12 protein-coding genes and 2 pseudogenes are annotated in these 15,650 nt (G+C 60.8%); 7 read left to right on the forward strand and 7 right to left on the reverse strand.

The window, feature by feature from the left end; genetic code table 11:
- Nucleotides 1-45: 45 nt before the first annotated feature.
- A pseudogene (locus MJ643_RS20360) lies at nt 46-462 on the forward strand (ATPase); the annotation flags it as partial.
- A gap of 36 nt (nt 463-498) precedes the next feature.
- Nucleotides 499-681 (forward strand): hypothetical protein, encoded by a 183-nt coding sequence (locus tag MJ643_RS20365; RefSeq protein ID WP_041930862.1) that lies wholly within the window; start codon nt 499-501, stop codon nt 679-681.
- Between the two features lie 216 nt (nt 682-897).
- Here MJ643_RS20365 and MJ643_RS20370 read toward each other — a convergent pair whose 3' ends face one another.
- Complete coding sequence (locus tag MJ643_RS20370) at nt 898-2,778, reverse strand: sulfatase-like hydrolase/transferase (RefSeq protein WP_024086370.1); 1,881 nt, start codon at nt 2,776-2,778, stop codon at nt 898-900.
- A 298-nt stretch (nt 2,779-3,076) separates the two neighbouring features.
- On the opposite strand from MJ643_RS20370, the pseudogene MJ643_RS20375 reads away from it, so the two are divergent.
- Nucleotides 3,077-3,268, forward strand: a pseudogene (locus MJ643_RS20375) (multicopper oxidase family protein); the annotation flags it as partial.
- Nucleotides 3,269-3,301: 33 nt separating this feature from the next.
- On the opposite strand, the gene tri1 reads toward MJ643_RS20375, so the two are convergent.
- Nucleotides 3,302-4,369, reverse strand: coding sequence for an ADP-ribosylarginine hydrolase Tri1 (gene tri1, locus MJ643_RS20380; RefSeq protein ID WP_024086371.1), 1,068 nt, complete (start codon nt 4,367-4,369; stop codon nt 3,302-3,304).
- Nucleotides 4,366-5,841: a DUF6861 domain-containing protein gene (locus tag MJ643_RS20385; RefSeq protein WP_208209442.1), complete on the reverse strand. Its 1,476-nt coding sequence runs from the start codon at nt 5,839-5,841 to the stop codon at nt 4,366-4,368. Before MJ643_RS20385 ends, tri1 begins: the two co-directional genes overlap by 4 nt.
- Nucleotides 5,842-6,178: 337 nt before the next feature.
- Between MJ643_RS20385 and MJ643_RS20390 the strand changes: the two genes are divergently transcribed.
- Nucleotides 6,179-7,561 (forward strand): multicopper oxidase family protein, encoded by a 1,383-nt coding sequence (locus MJ643_RS20390; protein ID WP_013971156.1) that lies wholly within the window; start codon nt 6,179-6,181, stop codon nt 7,559-7,561.
- Nucleotides 7,561-8,040 carry a tRNA adenosine(34) deaminase TadA gene (tadA, locus tag MJ643_RS20395; RefSeq protein WP_013971157.1) on the forward strand — a complete coding sequence of 160 codons (480 nt, stop codon included), beginning with the start codon at nt 7,561-7,563 and terminating at the stop codon, nt 8,038-8,040. Before MJ643_RS20390 ends, tadA begins: the two co-directional genes overlap by 1 nt.
- Nucleotides 8,041-8,150: 110 nt before the next feature.
- On the opposite strand, the gene mltF is transcribed toward tadA, so the two are convergent.
- Nucleotides 8,151-9,608, reverse strand: a complete 1,458-nt coding sequence (gene mltF, locus MJ643_RS20400) for a membrane-bound lytic murein transglycosylase MltF (protein WP_013971158.1) — start codon at nt 9,606-9,608, stop codon at nt 8,151-8,153.
- Nucleotides 9,609-9,964: 356 nt separating this feature from the next.
- Here mltF and purL point away from each other — a divergent pair, with 356 nt between their 5' ends.
- Together purL and MJ643_RS20410 are read left to right on the forward strand one after the other, a co-directional pair.
- The gene (gene purL, locus MJ643_RS20405) at nt 9,965-13,864 is read left to right on the forward strand and encodes a phosphoribosylformylglycinamidine synthase (protein ID WP_013971159.1); all 3,900 of its coding nucleotides are present in this window, start codon (nt 9,965-9,967) and stop codon (nt 13,862-13,864) included.
- 3 nt (nt 13,865-13,867) lie between these two features.
- Nucleotides 13,868-14,179: a YqfO family protein gene (locus tag MJ643_RS20410; protein ID WP_013971160.1), complete on the forward strand. Its 312-nt coding sequence runs from the start codon at nt 13,868-13,870 to the stop codon at nt 14,177-14,179.
- Nucleotides 14,180-14,282: 103 nt separating this feature from the next.
- Here the strand turns inward: MJ643_RS20410 and tatC are convergent, their stop codons facing one another.
- From tatC to tatA, 3 genes are read right to left on the reverse strand one after another with little or no spacing between them, the layout of a single operon-like run.
- Nucleotides 14,283-15,044 carry a twin-arginine translocase subunit TatC gene (gene tatC / locus MJ643_RS20415; protein ID WP_013971161.1) on the reverse strand — a complete coding sequence of 254 codons (762 nt, stop codon included), beginning with the start codon at nt 15,042-15,044 and terminating at the stop codon, nt 14,283-14,285.
- The gene (tatB, locus tag MJ643_RS20420; RefSeq protein WP_024086372.1) at nt 15,041-15,346 is read right to left on the reverse strand and encodes a Sec-independent protein translocase protein TatB; all 306 of its coding nucleotides are present in this window, start codon (nt 15,344-15,346) and stop codon (nt 15,041-15,043) included. The genes tatC and tatB overlap by 4 nt, the downstream gene beginning before the upstream one ends.
- Nucleotides 15,346-15,579, reverse strand: coding sequence for a twin-arginine translocase TatA/TatE family subunit (gene tatA / locus MJ643_RS20425; protein WP_013971163.1), 234 nt, complete (start codon nt 15,577-15,579; stop codon nt 15,346-15,348). The genes tatB and tatA overlap by 1 nt, the downstream gene beginning before the upstream one ends.
- Nucleotides 15,580-15,650: the final 71 nt, after the last annotated feature.

The raw sequence follows: 15,650 nt of genomic DNA on the forward strand, positions 1-15,650 counted from the left end.
GTGTCGATGGCGAAGTAGCCGGAAAACAGGGGCTACTTCAGACCATCCCTAAACGTTGCACACGGTCAGGCTGACCCGGTATTCCGCCCATTGAGCAAACTATCTACTGGGCAGCAATGCACGGCGATATTGCACATGCTACTTCTGGAGAACGTCGACCCGTTAATCATGGATCAGCCGGAGGATAACTTAGACAATGCCTTCATCGCGGAACGAATCGTCACCGAGCTGAGGAGTGCCAAGACCAGTCGACAGTTCCTTTTTTCGACACACAACGCGAACATCCCTGTATTTGGTGACGCTGAGTGGATCGGTGTCTTTACCGCGGCTGAGAATTTGGGTTGCCTTGGCCTAGAGGCACAGGGATCAATTGATGTACCGATGATTCGTGATCAAGTTGCAAGCATCCTTGAAGGAGGGCGCGATGCATTCATTCAGCGTAAAGAAAAGTATGAATTTTGAGATGATGAGTTAGCGGACTGCAAGAGGGGGAACCATATGAAAGATGCATCGCATGATGCGGCCATGGTCAAGCTCTTCCGCGCAGACCCGACGTATGCGGCAGAATTGCTTGCTGAAGTTCGTCGCAATGGTGATCTAGCAGAGCTGGCCATTCTGTTACGTCAGATGACCATGGCTTTGGCAGGGGACGCTCGGTCAGATGATGTCGATAGTCGATAACGGCCGAGCTCTACCTTTCCGATTTTATCATGGTATTTTTCATGGTCAATCACGTTGGATTTTTAGTAAGTTATTGATTTTTATGGTTATTTTCTCGTTGTTTATGATAGAGTGGGAATGATCGGGTAGCCAGCTCAGGCTGGTACCCGTAGGCACGGATACACCAGAAAGCCCGCATGATTGCGGGCTTTCTGGTTCTTGCTCATTCAGATTTGCTTATTCTTTTGGCTTTTTGGCAAATAGCGCTTTCTGGTAGACATTATAGGAAAGCAACCTGCTCTTCACCGCGACGAACTCATCGCCCTCCACGCGCTGCGGGTGCTTTTCCTGCGGGTCATCCTCGATATTGTATTTGGTCAGGGTGTCCGAACTGAATTCGTATATGTATTTGTAAGGGTGCTCCACCAAGGCTGACGCCAGTTGGTCAAAGAACGTGGACATGAAGAATGTGCGCTTGCCATGTTCCCTCAACAAGCTGATGCCTTGGACAGACAGGGGCGACTCGGTCACGCCAAAGAAGTCGGCGACCGTGGGCGCAACATCGATCTGGTGACTGGTCGTTGTGGCGGGTTTGGGCAGTGACCTTTCCTTGGCCCAGAAAATCAGGGGTACGGTCACTTCTTCTTCGTGCATGGAAGCGTTGTGAATGAAGAGACCGTGCTCACCAAACGACTCACCGTGGTCACCCACGAGCACGAATAATGTCGAGTCCAGCAGGCCTTGCTTGTCGAATGATGTCAGCATTTCACCCAGTACGCTGTCTGTTCTGGCTATGCAGTCTTCATACTTTTCCAGCTCGCTCAGTAATGGGGGCCCTTGGCTGCATTGGTAGGGGTAGTGGGCTGCGCTTGGGAAGTAGAGTGCGATGAAACCCTGGCCATTCTTTTTTATCTTCTCCAGGTAAGAGATGCTGGACGAAAACAGCTGTTCATCACTCTCTCCGAAGCTACTGGCGTGTTGTGAGCGATTTTCGGCATGGGTGATCTCCGAAACTGCATAGGCATTCGATACGCCGATGGACTTCAGGAAACCCTCCATGTTTTCGAATTGCAGGTACAGCGAGCTGAATGCGACGGCTTCCATGTTTTTCCTGTTTTTCAGCTCATGGATGACGCTGGGTTGTAGCAGGTACATGGCCTCTTTGATTTCAATATCTGGGTAGGCGTGCAGCCCCGTCAGGATCGCGTGGTAGCCTTTGGACGAGTGAGGCACTGATACGTACGTTTTGAAGAGCATGCCCTCCCGAGAGAGCTTATCGAAGGTGGGATACCTCTCGGCGGTTTTGATGTCGGGCGCAAAAACGCTGTTCCAGCGCACCGACTCCAGAATGATGAAGACCAGGTTCTTGAAGTCTGGTGTGGCATGAGATTGAAGTTTTCGGATGTCGTTGACGCTGGTTAGCGGGTAGGCGGGTTGTTCGAATGGCAGCGGCGGTCTATGCGGAGCTGCATTCAAGGGAGTCGTGCTTCTGAGTGTTGTGACCAGCGGGCTGACGACAATATTTTCGTTCAGGTAATAGCGTGCGTCTTTGGCATGGATGGAGCCGATGAGCAGGGCGCCTATCATCAGCAGCGACGCCCAGAGGTGTTGTCTTTTCTTTATTGTGACCGTGCGCTGTTCTTTATAAGCGATGTAGGTTGCCAGCCCAGCGAAAGACCAGGTCACCAGGTAGGCAAGAAAAAGCACAAGGACAATGAACCTGAATGTGTGCCCGAACCCGGCGGCTTGGGTGAGGAACACCTCGGCTCCGGAGGTCAGGTTGCTTGCGTTCTGCAGGCTGTAGCGTATCAGTTGCCAGTCCAGTGGCTTCAGCCATAGCTCCCGAACTCGCATGTCCACCAGCAGGAACAGCAGCAAGGCGCCTGAGGCGATGCTTACCAGATAAAAATTGAATTTGTTTCTGGTAATGGTGGTGGCAGCAATCACAAAGAAGGCGACCACCAGCAGCACGTCTTGAAGCAAGTACAGGGCAATATCGAGAACACCGGTCTCCACCCATCGATAGGAGAAAAACTCGATCAGGATGATCTTCGGTGCCAGAAGAAGGCCTGAAGTGAGCAGCAGCGAAAAATACAGTAATGAATTCCTGTGCCACATGGTGTCAAACCTTCGCATTCACAGAGCAGGCGTCTTGTCTGAAGCGATAGGCGGGCAGAAGGCCAGCACCTGTGCACCCCGTCTGTTGAACTTAAGCAGCCCACCCTGAATCGGGCAAGTCAGCCTCTGGGCGTTAGTTGGGTACCGGGGGGAGCAGGTTGCCACAGGTGTCGGGGCAGATAACCGGTCGCGCGACAAGACTTCACTTAATCATTCGCAAATGCAGGTGTATCGTATTCGCCCTTTATCGCCAGCCCCTGCTGGCAGACTGATTGCGCAGAATGAGGTACCCGCACCGATGTCCTTTACTCGTCGACAAATGCTCAAGGGCCTCACTGGCCTGGTTGTGGTGGGCCTGGGCGCCGGAGGCGCGGCCCGCTAATGGCTGGGCAAGGTCGAGGACGATAACGCCGGGCATGACTACGAACTGATCGCCGCGCCGCTTGACGTCGAGCTGGTGCCGGGGTTCAAGACCGAGGCCTGGGCCTTTATCATTCAGCTGTCTGCCCCGACGGGCGCATCATCACAGCGAATAGAACGGGTCGTTTTCAGGCGCCTGGTCGTGCAACGCTTGGGCGAGGTCCAGGATGTGTTCAGACCACGCCACTGTCTTTACCCATTCCTCGGGCATGCCGGATACCCCGTACAACGCTCCGGCCAGCTGCCCAGCCACGGCTGCCACGCTGTCGGCGTCGTCTGCCAGGTTTGCCGCCAGTAGCACTGCGTCTCTGAAATTGTCGGTATTCCAAACCGCCCATAGCGCAGCTTCCAAGGTGTCGATGACATACCCTGAGGAGCGGATCTGGTCGCGGCTTTTTTCCTTGTATTCGCCAGCGTTGATGATGGTGGCGCGGGGCTGTAGCGGGCGGACCATCGGGCGGCACATTTCATCCTTGTCGGCGCCGTTCAGGGCGAGGTGCAGCTGCGCGCCCAGCAGTTCGCAGCCACTCACTGCTTCGGGCGCCCGATGGGTGGCCCGACTCTGGCTTTGGGCTTCGCGCCACGTGGATGGCAGCATGTGGCGCCTGAATATGGCGGTGGGGGCGAGCCGGATGATGGAGCCATTGCCGGCCGTATTCGGCTCTGTGTTGCCTATCCAGTCCAGGCCATGGCGTAGCCACCCTTCCAAGGCAAGGCGTGTAGCATTGCCGATGTCGAAACAGACACCGTTTGCGCTGTTTTCCCCTCGCTTGTACCACCTGCACAGTCGCTCGAGATAATCTGCATGGTCGAATCGCATGCAAGCCAGGTACGAGTCCGCCAGGCAAAGCGCCATGCTCGTATCATCGGTCCACTCACCTGGCTTGAGCCTGAACGGCCCGCCGCCGACCATGTCATCGACGTGTGCTTTATCGCGAGGCAGGAACTCCAGGGTGGTGCCTACGGCATCGCCAATGGCCAAACCCAGCAACGCACCTTTGGCTCGGTCGAGCGATTGTTCGGGGGTTAATGTGCAAGCGCGCGATTCTTGCCATTGCGGGTGCACGTAGGCACGGCCTGCGGACTCGCGTGGGGTGGGCGCTGGTAGCAAGTGGTTGTACCGGTAGGCATACTCGGTAACTTCAAGGGTAGGGCTGTGCAGGTCGATCATAGAACTTCTTCTAATAAGAGATGAGTCGTGGGGCCTTGCTCAATCCGGTTCAGTACCCTGAAAGAAGTACCCGGCGGGTACAGTACTTCCGCCTCGGGAATTTGCGTCAGGAAACTGATGTCCTTGCCGGATACGCCGCGTACGACCATCTGGGTATTGCCTGCGAATGGTGTTGTCGCGGATGAGCTGAAGAATGCCATGTCGGTCTCCACTGCGCCCATTTGCATCCGATTGAGCACATCCAGTGGCAGATCCGTTCCACGGTAGGTTTCAGCGCCAACGTAGCGAGGCAAGCGTGCCAGACCTTCGGTTGCATGCTCGGCAAAAGCCATGATTTCAGGCGTGGCTGTGCCTTGGCGCATCGCCAGGTTATACGCCTTGTACACTTCGTTGGTAGAGTAACCGTAAAGTGCGCCTATTTGATCGTCGCTGAGCAGTTTCGAAAGCTCCGGGGCCCGAACATCTGCCCGGGCGCGGCCTTCGGCAATCCATCGCTCTGCCATGTCCTTGCCCACTGCCTCTCGCAGGCTCATGAGCTTCTTGGGCGCCGCCGCAATGTTTTTTTCAGTGGCTTGCTTTGCTGGCGGCAGCTCTGGCTCGGCTTTCTGCAGCGGTGTCGCGGCCTTCATCTGCAACTCAGGTTCAGCCAGCAGCCTGCTTTCGTTCTTCGCCAGCCAGTTGGCCAACTGTTTGTTGGAGATTTCGGCCTGAAGCTTGGCACTACGGCTGGCGATGCTTTCCACGCTGCTCATCACGCCGGCTTTCATCTGCCCGCGGGTCAGGTAGGTCACAATTGCCATCAGCAAAAGCATCACCAGCTGCTCTTGCCCACGGGCCAGTTGCCTTGCAGCGTGTTCGGTACGCTCTTGAACCAGCGCCGCCGAGCCGCCCGAAGGGTCGAGACCGGAGGGTTTCAAGCCGTCTTCGGCAGTCCACGCGGTAGCAAGCCCCTCTTGCATGGAGGCCAGGCACGCGGGAAGCCCTTGATAGAAATACTCCGCGATGGCGGCCAGGCCCAGCGCCATCAGGATCAGGTTGCCGACCTGCAGGCCGATACCGCTGCCTGCGACCACCCCAGGTGCCGCACCGACGCCAAAGGCGAGAGAACCCACGGCGCCGCCGATAGCGCCGCCTAGCGCGACGCTGCCGCCGAGAATCATCACCACTTCCTGCACGAGCTTGAGCAGTACGGGCAAAATCTGGTCGATATTGATGGACGCCCATTTGCGCGACAGATTTGACTGCATCATGGGATAGGACAAAGCCATCGCCTGCCGGACATTGTCTATCCGGTGTCCGCCTACAGCGCCATAAGCCTGGCTGGCGCCATCGCTTACGCGACGGGTGAAGCCGTCCCAGCTGTCATGGACATTGCGCAAGCCGCTGCTGACGCTTTGATTGAGGACGCTGAATTTTTGGTCCAGGTTGCGTTCGATGTCGCCCCAGCTAGGGACGTGAGTTGATAAGTCCATTTACCATTGCATTCCTTTAGAGAAGGCAGGTGAGTGTGCGGGCGGCAGGCGATTCTTTCCCATGCACCACGCTGACGGTCAAGCCAGCCGCCAATCGAGCTGCCGATTGCATTGCGAGGCATTTTCTCATCTGAGGTGCCTCTGGCAATGGTGTCAATTTGATCTCGTGCTTGTCGGTCAGTTCCGTTAAGTCTGCCGAATGGCCAATAGAGTGGCTAAAGCAAACGATGGCTGGATACTTCACTTAATATTTCCCATTTGCAGGTGTATCGTATTCGCCCTTCACCGCCAGCCATGCTGGCAGCTTGATTGCGCAGAACGCGAGGTACCCGCACCGATGTCCTTCACCCGTCGACAAATGCTCAAGGGCCTGACCGGCCTGGTTGTGGTTGGCCTGGGCGCCGGTGGCGCGGCACGTTACTGGCTGGGCAAGGTCGAGGACGACAACGCCGGGCATGACTACGAGCTGATCGCTGCTCCCCTGGACGTCGAGCTGGTGACGGGCTTCAAGACCGAGGCCTGGGCCTTCGGCCCTTCGGCGCCAGGCACCGAGTTGCGTGTGCGCCAGGGCACCTGGCTGCGGGTGCGCTTCATCAATCACCTGCCGGTGGAAACCACCATCCACTGGCATGGCATTCGCCTGCCGCTGGAAATGGACGGTGTGCCCTATGTGTCGCAACTGCCAGTCAAGCCGGGCGAGTACTTCGACTACAAATTCCGTGTGCCGGACGCCGGCAGCTACTGGTACCACCCGCATGTCAGCAGTTCCGAAGAGCTGGGCCGTGGCCTGGTCGGCCCGCTGATCGTCGAGGAGCGCGAGCCGACCGGCTTCCAGCATGAACGCACGCTCAGCCTGAAGAACTGGCACGTGGACGAGCAGGGCGCCTGGTTGCCGTTCAGCATCCCGCGTGAGGCGGCGCGCAACGGCACCGCCGGGCGCCTGATCACCATCAATGGCCAGGCCGATTCGGTCACCGAGTTGCCAGCCGGCCAGGTTGTGCGGGTGCGTCTGCTTAACCTGGACAACACCTGGACCTACCGCATCAACCTCAAGGGCAACTGCGAGGCAAAAATCTATGCTCTGGACGGCAATCCGGTAACCCCGCGCCCATTGGACGATGACTACTGGCTCGGCCCAGGCATGCGTATCTGCCTGGCTGTCCGTATTCCTGTGGAGGGTGAGGAGATCTCCCTGCGCGACGGTTTCGTGCGCCTGGGCACCCTGCGTTCGGTTGCCAGCAACGACGCGCCAAGTGACTGGCCGCCGGCGCTACCGCCCAACCCGATCGCCGAGCCGGACCTGGAGAATGCCGAAAAGCTCAACTTCAATTTTGAGTGGGCGGCGAAAGTCTCGGTCACTACGGACCAGGATAAGCCGTCGAGCATGTGGCAGATCAACGGCCAGGCCTGGGACATCACCGACAAGACCTGCGCCGAGCGCCCCATTGCCACGTTGCAGAAGGGCAAGAGCTACATCTTCGAGCTGAAGAACATGACCCAATACCAGCACCCGATCCACCTGCACGGCATGAGCTTCAAGGTGATCGGCTCCAACCGTCATGACATCAAGGAGCCGTGGTTCACCGATACCTACCTGCTGGGCAAGAACGAGCGCGCCCAGGTGGCGCTGGTGGCGGATAACCCGGGCACCTGGATGTTCCACTGCCACGTCATCGACCACATGGAAACCGGCCTGATGGCCGCGATCGCGGTGGTCTGATGCGCCCGCAGATCATCGATCGCAGCCGCGATCAGGAATTCATGCGTCTGGCCCTGGCCCTGGCCGCCGAAGGTGCGGCCATGGGCGAGGTGCCGGTGGGCGCAGTACTGGTGCAGCATGGGCAGGTGATCGGGCAGGGCTTCAACCGGCCGATCATCGACAGTGACCCCAGTGCGCACGCCGAGATGGTGGCCATTCGCGCGGCGGCGAAATCCGCCAGTAACTACCGGCTACCCGGCAGCACCCTGTATGTGACCCTGGAGCCGTGCAGCATGTGTGCGGGGTTGATCGTGCATTCGCGGGTGATGCGGGTGGTATTCGGTGCGCTGGAGCCCAAGGCGGGGATCGTGCAGAGCCAGGGGCAGTTCTTCGGGCAGGGTTTCCTGAACCACCGGGTGATGGTGGAGGGCGGGGTGCTGGCGGAGGAGTGCGGGCAGATCCTCAGTGACTTCTTCAAGGCTCGCCGAGCCAAGTCTTGACCTGTTCCGGCCCCTTCGCGGGCACGCCCGCTCCTACAGGTACACCGCAGGCCTGAGGAGATTGATATTCCTGTGGGAGCGGGCGTGCCCGCGAAGAGGCCGGTGCAGGCCTACATCGGCGGCGACTGCTCCGCCGGCTTGTCCTTGTTCACCCCGGGCACATGCAGGCTGCCCTCGGCCACCTGGCCTTCGAGCTGCGGCTGGGTCACCCAGGTGAGGATGTCGTAGTAGCGACGGATGTTGGCCACGAAATGCACCGGCTCGCCGCCACGTGCATAGCCGTATTTGGTCTGGCGATACCACTGCTTCTGCGACAGCCGCGGCAGCATCTTCTTCACGTCCAGCCACTTGTTCGGGTTGAGCTTCTCGCGCTTGGCCAGGGTGCGGGCGTCTTCCAGGTGGCCGGTGCCGACGTTGTAGGCAGCCAGGGCGAACCAGGTGCGGTCCGGTTCCTGGATGCTGTCGTCGAGCTCTTCCTTGATCTTCATGAAGTACTTGGCGCCGCCCTGGATGCTCTGCTTCGGGTCCAGGCGGTTGGACACGCCCATGGCCTGGGCGGTGCGCTGGGTCAGCATCATCAGGCCGCGCACGCCGGTCTTGGAGGTGACCTCGGGCTGCCACATCGATTCCTGGTAGCCGATGGCGGCCAGCAGGCGCCAGTCCACCTGCTCGACCTTGGCGTAGCTCTTGAAGTGCTTCTCGTACTTGGGCAGGCGCTGCTGCAGGTGCTGGGCGAAAGTGTAGGCACCCACATAGCCCAGGACGTCGACATGGCCGTAGTAGCGGTCCTTCAGGCGTTGCAGGGTGCCGTTCTTCTGCGCCTTGTCGAGGAACTCGTTGACCTCGTTGAGCAGGCTGTTGTCTTCACCGGCCGCCACCGCCCAGCGCTGGTCGCGGGTGTCGCCCAGGTCGAAGGCAACCCGCACGTTGGGGAAGTACACCTGGTTCATCGCCAGCTCGTTGGAGTCGACCAGGGTCAGGTCGATCTGGCCTTCATCGACCATGCGCAGCAGGTCGACCACCTCGACGGCGTCGGATTCCTCGTATTCCAGGCCCGGGTACTGCTTTTTCAGCTCGGCCAGCTGGTCGGCATGGCTGCTGCCCTTGAGCACCATGATCTTCTTTCCGACCAGGCCCTTGGCGTTGGTGGGGCGCGTGCGGCCGTTGCGGTAGATGACCTGTGGGGTCACTTCCAGATAAGGGTGGGAGTACCTGACCTGGGCCTTGCGCCGTTCGCTGGTGACCAGGCCGGCCGCTGCCAGCACCGGGCCGGAGGGCTTGCCGAGGCTGTCATACAGCTCGTCGAGGTTGTCGGCGGTCTCGATCTGCAGCTTCACGCCCAGATCTTCGGCGAAATGCTGGACCAACTCGTATTCGAAGCCGGTTTCGCCGTTGCGGTCCTGGAAGTAGGTGGCCGGGCTGTTACGGGTGATCACGCGCAGCACGCCATCCTCCTTCACGCGCTCGAGGGTGCTGGGTTTTTCAACGCAGGCACCGAGCAGCAGAAAGAGTCCGGTTGCGAAAAGCCATCTGGCGCAACGCTGGCGCAAAGCAGTGTGGGCGAACATAGGTTTCAGTATACGCAAAGGACTGGCCCAACCATATCTCGACAACTGTTAGCTTGTCTGGTAGCGCTTTATGTGCAATGGCGGCCCAGTCCCCTTGTAGGAGCGGCCTTGTGTCGCGATGGGGCGCGCAGCGGCCCCCAGATTTTAAGCTCCGCCGCAGATATCCCTGGGGTCGCTGCGCGCCCCATCGCGACACAAGGCCGCTCCTACAGGGCGCTAGGCAGGTGTATTTTTTTTGACCCGCAAGTCCGGTTCCGCCGCCCGGCAGCCGTGGCTTAGAGCGGGTGCCGAAACCCTTCGAATTAGGCTAGAATGCACGGCCTCTAAGCACACCCCTTCCTGAGGCTGTCCCGACGATGTTGATCCTGCGCGGCGCTCCTGCCCTTTCTGCCTTTCGCCACGGTAAATTACTCGAGCAACTGAGCCAGAAAGTCCCCGCTGTTACTGGTTTGTATGCCGAATTTGCCCATTTCGCCGATGTCGACGGCGAGCTGACCGCCGACCAGCAGCAGGTGCTGGGCCGTCTGCTCAAGTACGGCCCGAGCGTGCCGGTACAGGAGCCGAGCGGCCGCCTGTTCCTGGTCGTGCCGCGCCTGGGCACCATTTCGCCGTGGGCCAGCAAGGCCAGCGACATCGCTCACAACTGCGGCCTGCAGTCGATCCAGCGCCTGGAGCGCGGTATTGCCTACTACGTTGCCGGCAGCCTGAGCGAAGCCGACGCCGAACTGATCGCCGCCGAGCTGCACGACCGCATGACCCAGCGCGTGCTCGGCCAGCTGGAGCAGGCCGCTGACCTGTTCAGCCATGCCCAGCCCAAGCCGATGACCTCGGTGGACATCCTCGCCGGTGGCCGTGACGCCCTGGCCAAGGCCAACATCGACCTGGGCCTGGCCCTGGCCGAAGACGAGATCGACTACCTGGTCAACGCCTTCCAGGGCCTCAAGCGCAACCCGAACGACATCGAACTGATGATGTTCGCCCAGGCCAACTCCGAGCACTGCCGCCACAAGATCTTCAACGCCAGTTGGGACATCGACGGCCAGGCTCAGGAAAAGAGCCTGTTCGGCATGATCAAGAACACCTACCAGATGCACAACGAAGGCGTGCTGTCTGCGTACAAGGACAACGCCTCGGTGATCGTCGGCAACGTTGCCGGCCGTTTCTTCCCGAACCCTGAAACCCGCCAGTACGGCGCGGTGCAGGAGCCGGTGCACATCCTGATGAAGGTCGAGACGCACAACCACCCGACCGCCATCGCCCCGTTCTCCGGCGCCTCCACCGGCTCCGGCGGCGAAATCCGCGACGAAGGCGCGACCGGCCGTGGCGCCAAGCCCAAGGCTGGCCTGACCGGCTTCACCGTGTCCAACCTGCGTATCCCGGGCTTCGAACAGCCGTGGGAGCAGGCCTACGGCAAGCCTGAGCGTATCGTCGACGCCCTCGACATCATGATTGAAGGCCCACTGGGTGGCGCTGCGTTCAACAACGAATTCGGTCGCCCGGCCCTGACCGGCTACTTCCGTACCTTCGAGCAGGCCATCAACACCCCGCACGGTGAAGAAGTTCGCGGCTACCACAAGCCGATCATGCTGGCCGGTGGCATGGGCAACATCCGTGAAGACCACGTGCAGAAAGGCGAGATCACTGTCGGCGCCAAGCTGATCGTGCTCGGCGGCCCGGCCATGCTGATCGGTCTGGGCGGCGGCGCCGCTTCGTCGGTGGCGACCGGTGCCAGCTCGGCTGACCTCGACTTCGCTTCGGTACAGCGCGAAAACCCGGAAATGGAGCGCCGTTGCCAGGAGGTCATCGACCGCTGCTGGCAGCTGGGCGACAACAACCCGATCGCCTTCATCCACGACGTTGGCGCCGGTGGTATCTCCAACGCCTTCCCAGAACTGGTCAACGATGGTGGCCGTGGTGGCCGCTTCGAACTGCGCAACGTGCCCAACGACGAGCCGGGCATGGCCCCGCACGAAATCTGGAGCAACGAATCGCAGGAGCGTTACGTGCTGGCCGTCAGCGCCGTCGACTTCGAGCGCTTCAAGGCAATCTGCGAGCGTGAGCGTTGCCCGTTTGCCGTAGTGGGTGAAGCGACTGAAGAGAAGCACCTGACCGTAAGCGACAGCCATTTCGGCAACACGCCGGTAGACATGCCGCTCGACGTACTGCTGGGCAAGCCGCCACGCATGCACCGTTCGGTTACCCGCGAAGCCGAGCTGGGCGATGACTTCGACCCGAGCAAGCTGGACCTGGACAACGCCGTTCAGCGCGTCCTCAGCCACCCGGCCGTGGCCAGCAAGAGCTTCCTGATCACCATCGGCGACCGTACCATCACCGGCCTGGTAGCCCGTGACCAGATGGTCGGCCCGTGGCAGGTACCGGTGGCCGACTGCGCCGTCACCGCCACCAGCTTCGACGTCTACACCGGTGAAGCCATGGCCATGGGCGAGCGCACCCCGCTGGCTCTGCTGGATGCCCCGGCGTCCGGCCGCATGGCAATTGGCGAGACACTGACCAACCTGGCTGCCTCGCGCATCGAGAAGCTGTCCGACATCAAACTGTCGGCCAACTGGATGTCTGCCGCCGGCCACCCAGGTGAAGACGCCCGCCTGTACGACACCGTCAAGGCTGTCGGCATGGAGCTGTGCCCGGAGCTGGGCATTACCATTCCGGTCGGCAAAGACTCGATGTCGATGAAGACCAAGTGGAGCGACGAGGGCGTAGAGAAGAGCGTTACCTCGCCAATGTCGCTGATCATCACCGGCTTCGCCCCGGTCACCGACATCCGCAAGACCCTGACCCCGCAACTGCGCATGGACAAGGGCGAGACCGACCTGATCCTGATCGACCTGGGCCGCGGCAAGAACCGCATGGGCGCTTCGATCCTGGCACAGACCTACGGCAAGATCGCTGCCCAGGCACCGGACGTCGACGACGCCGAAGACCTGAAGGCGTTCTTCGCCGTGATCCAGGGCCTGAACGAAGATGGTCACCTGCTGGCCTACCATGACCGTTCCGACGGCGGCCTGGTCACCACCGTGCTGGAAATGGCCTTCGCCGGCCACTGCGGCCTCGACCTGCACCTCGACCCGCTGACCGACAGCAAAGGCGACGTGCCGGCCATCCTCTTCAACGAAGAACTGGGCGCGGTCATCCAGGTTCGCCAGGATGCCACCCCGGACGTACTGGCACAGTTCAGCGCCGCTGGCCTGGGTGAAGGCTGCGTCGCGGTGATCGGCAAGCCGGTCAACAACGGTGAAGTGTCCATCAGCCTGAACGGCGAAGTGCTGTTCGACGACGACCGCCGCATGCTGCAGCGCCAGTGGGCCGAGACCAGCTACCAGATCCAGCGCCTGCGTGACAACGCCGACTGCGCCGACCAGGAATTCGACCTGCTGCTCGAGGAAGACAACCCGGGCCTGTCGGTCAAGCTGGGCTTCGACGTCAACGACGACATCGCCGCCCCGTACATCAAGAAGGGCGTGCGTCCGCAAGTGGCCATCCTGCGCGAGCAGGGCGTCAACGGTCAGGTCGAGATGGCAGCCGCCTTCGACCGCGCCGGCTTCGCCGCCATCGACGTGCACATGAGCGACATCCTCGCCGGCCGTGTCGACTTCGAGGCCTTCAAGGGCCTGGTCGCCTGCGGTGGCTTCTCCTACGGTGACGTGCTGGGTGCCGGTGAAGGCTGGGCCAAGTCGGCGCTGTTCAACAGCCGCGCCCGTGACGCCTTCCAGGCCTTCTTCGAGCGCACCGACAGCTTCGCCCTGGGCGTGTGCAACGGTTGCCAGATGATGTCCAACCTGCACGAACTGATCCCGGGCACCGAGCACTGGCCGCACTTCGTGCGCAACCGCTCGGAGCAGTTCGAGGCGCGTGTGGCCATGGTCGAAGTGCAGAAGTCCAACTCGATCTTCCTGCAGGGTATGGCCGGTTCGCGCATGCCGATCGCCATCGCCCACGGTGAAGGCCATGCCGAGTTCGCCAGCGAAGAGGCACTGCTGGCTGCGGACATGTCCGGCTGCGTGGCCCTGCGCTACGTCGACAACCACGGCAAGGTCACCGAAGCCTACCCGGCCAACCCGAACGGCTCGCCGCGTGGTATCACCGGCCTCACCAGCCGCGACGGCCGCGTGACCATCATGATGCCGCACCCGGAGCGTATGTTCCGTGCCGTGCAGAACTCCTGGCGCCCGGATGAGTGGCAGGAAGATGCCGCGCTGATGCGTATGTTCCGTAACGCACGGGTGTGGGTGAACTAAGGCGTGTACAAGCTCGCCTTCTTCGTCCCCGCCAGCCACGTCGAAGTGGTCAAGGCCGCTGTGTTCGCCGCTGGTGGCGGGCGCATCGGTGACTATGACCACTGCGCCTGGCAGACGCTGGGCCAGGGCCAGTTCCGCCCGCTGGACGGCAGCCAGCCGTTCCTCGGGCAAACCGGCCAGGTCGAGGCGGTGGAAGAGTGGAAGGTGGAGCTGGTGGTGGCTGACGATCTGATTGCCCAGGTCGTCGCTGCACTCAAGCAGAGCCACCCGTACGAGACGCCAGCCTACGAAGTCTGGCGGCTTGCCGAGTTCTAGACTGCATCAAGGCTATTCGCGGGCAAGCCCGCTCCTACAGGAATATCGCAGTCATAAGAACCTGTGATATCTCTGTGGGAGCTGGCTTGCCGGCGATAGGGCCCTACAATCCAGCCACAATCTCCTTGCCCTGCCCAGGCCGCTTCAACCACCCACAAGCCAGCAACCCCACCTCGAACAGCACCCACATCGGCACCGCCAGCATCGTCTGTGAAAACACATCCGGCGGCGTCAGGATCATCCCCACCACGAAGCAGCCGACGATCACGTAGGGCCTGCTGCGCCGCAATGTAGCCACATCGGCCAACCCCACCCAGACCACGATAAACGTCGCTACCGGGATCTCGAACGCCAGCCCGAACGCCAGAAACAGCGCAAGGATGAAGTCCAGGTACTGGCTGATATCGGTCATCATCGCCACCCCCTCCGGTGTCACGCTGGCAAAGAAGCCGAACATCATCGGGAACACCAGGAAAAAGGCGAAGGCCATGCCGGCGTAGAACAGCACGATGCTCGATACCAGCAACGGCAGGGCAATGCGCCGTTCACGGCGGTACAGCCCCGGCGCCAGAAAGCCCCAGGCCTGGTGCAGCAGTAGTGGCATGGCGATAAACACTGCGCACATCGCAGTCAGCTTGAACGGCGTCAGGAACGGCGAAGTGACGCTGGTGGCGATCATGCTCGCACCTTCCGGCAAGAAGCGCCGCAGCGGTTCGGAGATCAGCGTGTACAACGTCTGGGCGAAGGGGAACAGGCCGGCGAACACCAGCGCCACCAGCGCCAGGCAACGCACCAGGCGTTTGCGCAGGTCGCGCAGGTGTTCGGTCAGCGGCATGCTCGCCACCGGATCCATGGCAATGCTCATGAAAGGTTTTCCTTGGGGGGCGCGACCGTGGCCGCATCATTGGCCGGCTCCGCTTTCAGGCTGATGCCTTGGCGGATCTCCTGTTCCAGGCGCTGCAAAGGCGTACTGTCGAGATTGGGTAGCTCGACAGCGGGCAGTTCGATCTCCCGCTCCACCTGCCTGCGCAGGGCGTGCATGGCCCTGCGCGCCTGGCCCAGGCCGCGCCCGAGGGTGCGTGCCGCCACCGGTAGGCGCTCCGGGCCTAAAACCAACAGCGCGACGATGCCGACCAGCAGCAACTCGCTGAAGCCTACCTCGAACATCAGGGCTGACGATCCGCTTGCGGTTGCTGCGTACCCTGACCTGTCAGCGGGCACTGTTGCTGCACCTGCGTATGCGCTGGGGGAGTGGCGTCGGTGTCACCGCCCATGGACTTGCGAAAACCCTGGATCGCCTCGCCCACATCGCTACCCAGGCCCTTGAGGCGCTTGGTACCAAACAGCAGGAATACGATCAGCAGTACGATCACCAGTTGCCAGATTCCAATGCCACCCATTGCGACCACTCCTCTAAGGTCATGAAAAGGAAAGACAATCCTGCCGCGCGCAGATGACGTACACATGACGA

Source organism: Pseudomonas sp. PNPG3, assembly GCF_023093815.1.
GTDB classification, from domain to species: domain Bacteria; phylum Pseudomonadota; class Gammaproteobacteria; order Pseudomonadales; family Pseudomonadaceae; genus Aquipseudomonas; species Aquipseudomonas asiatica.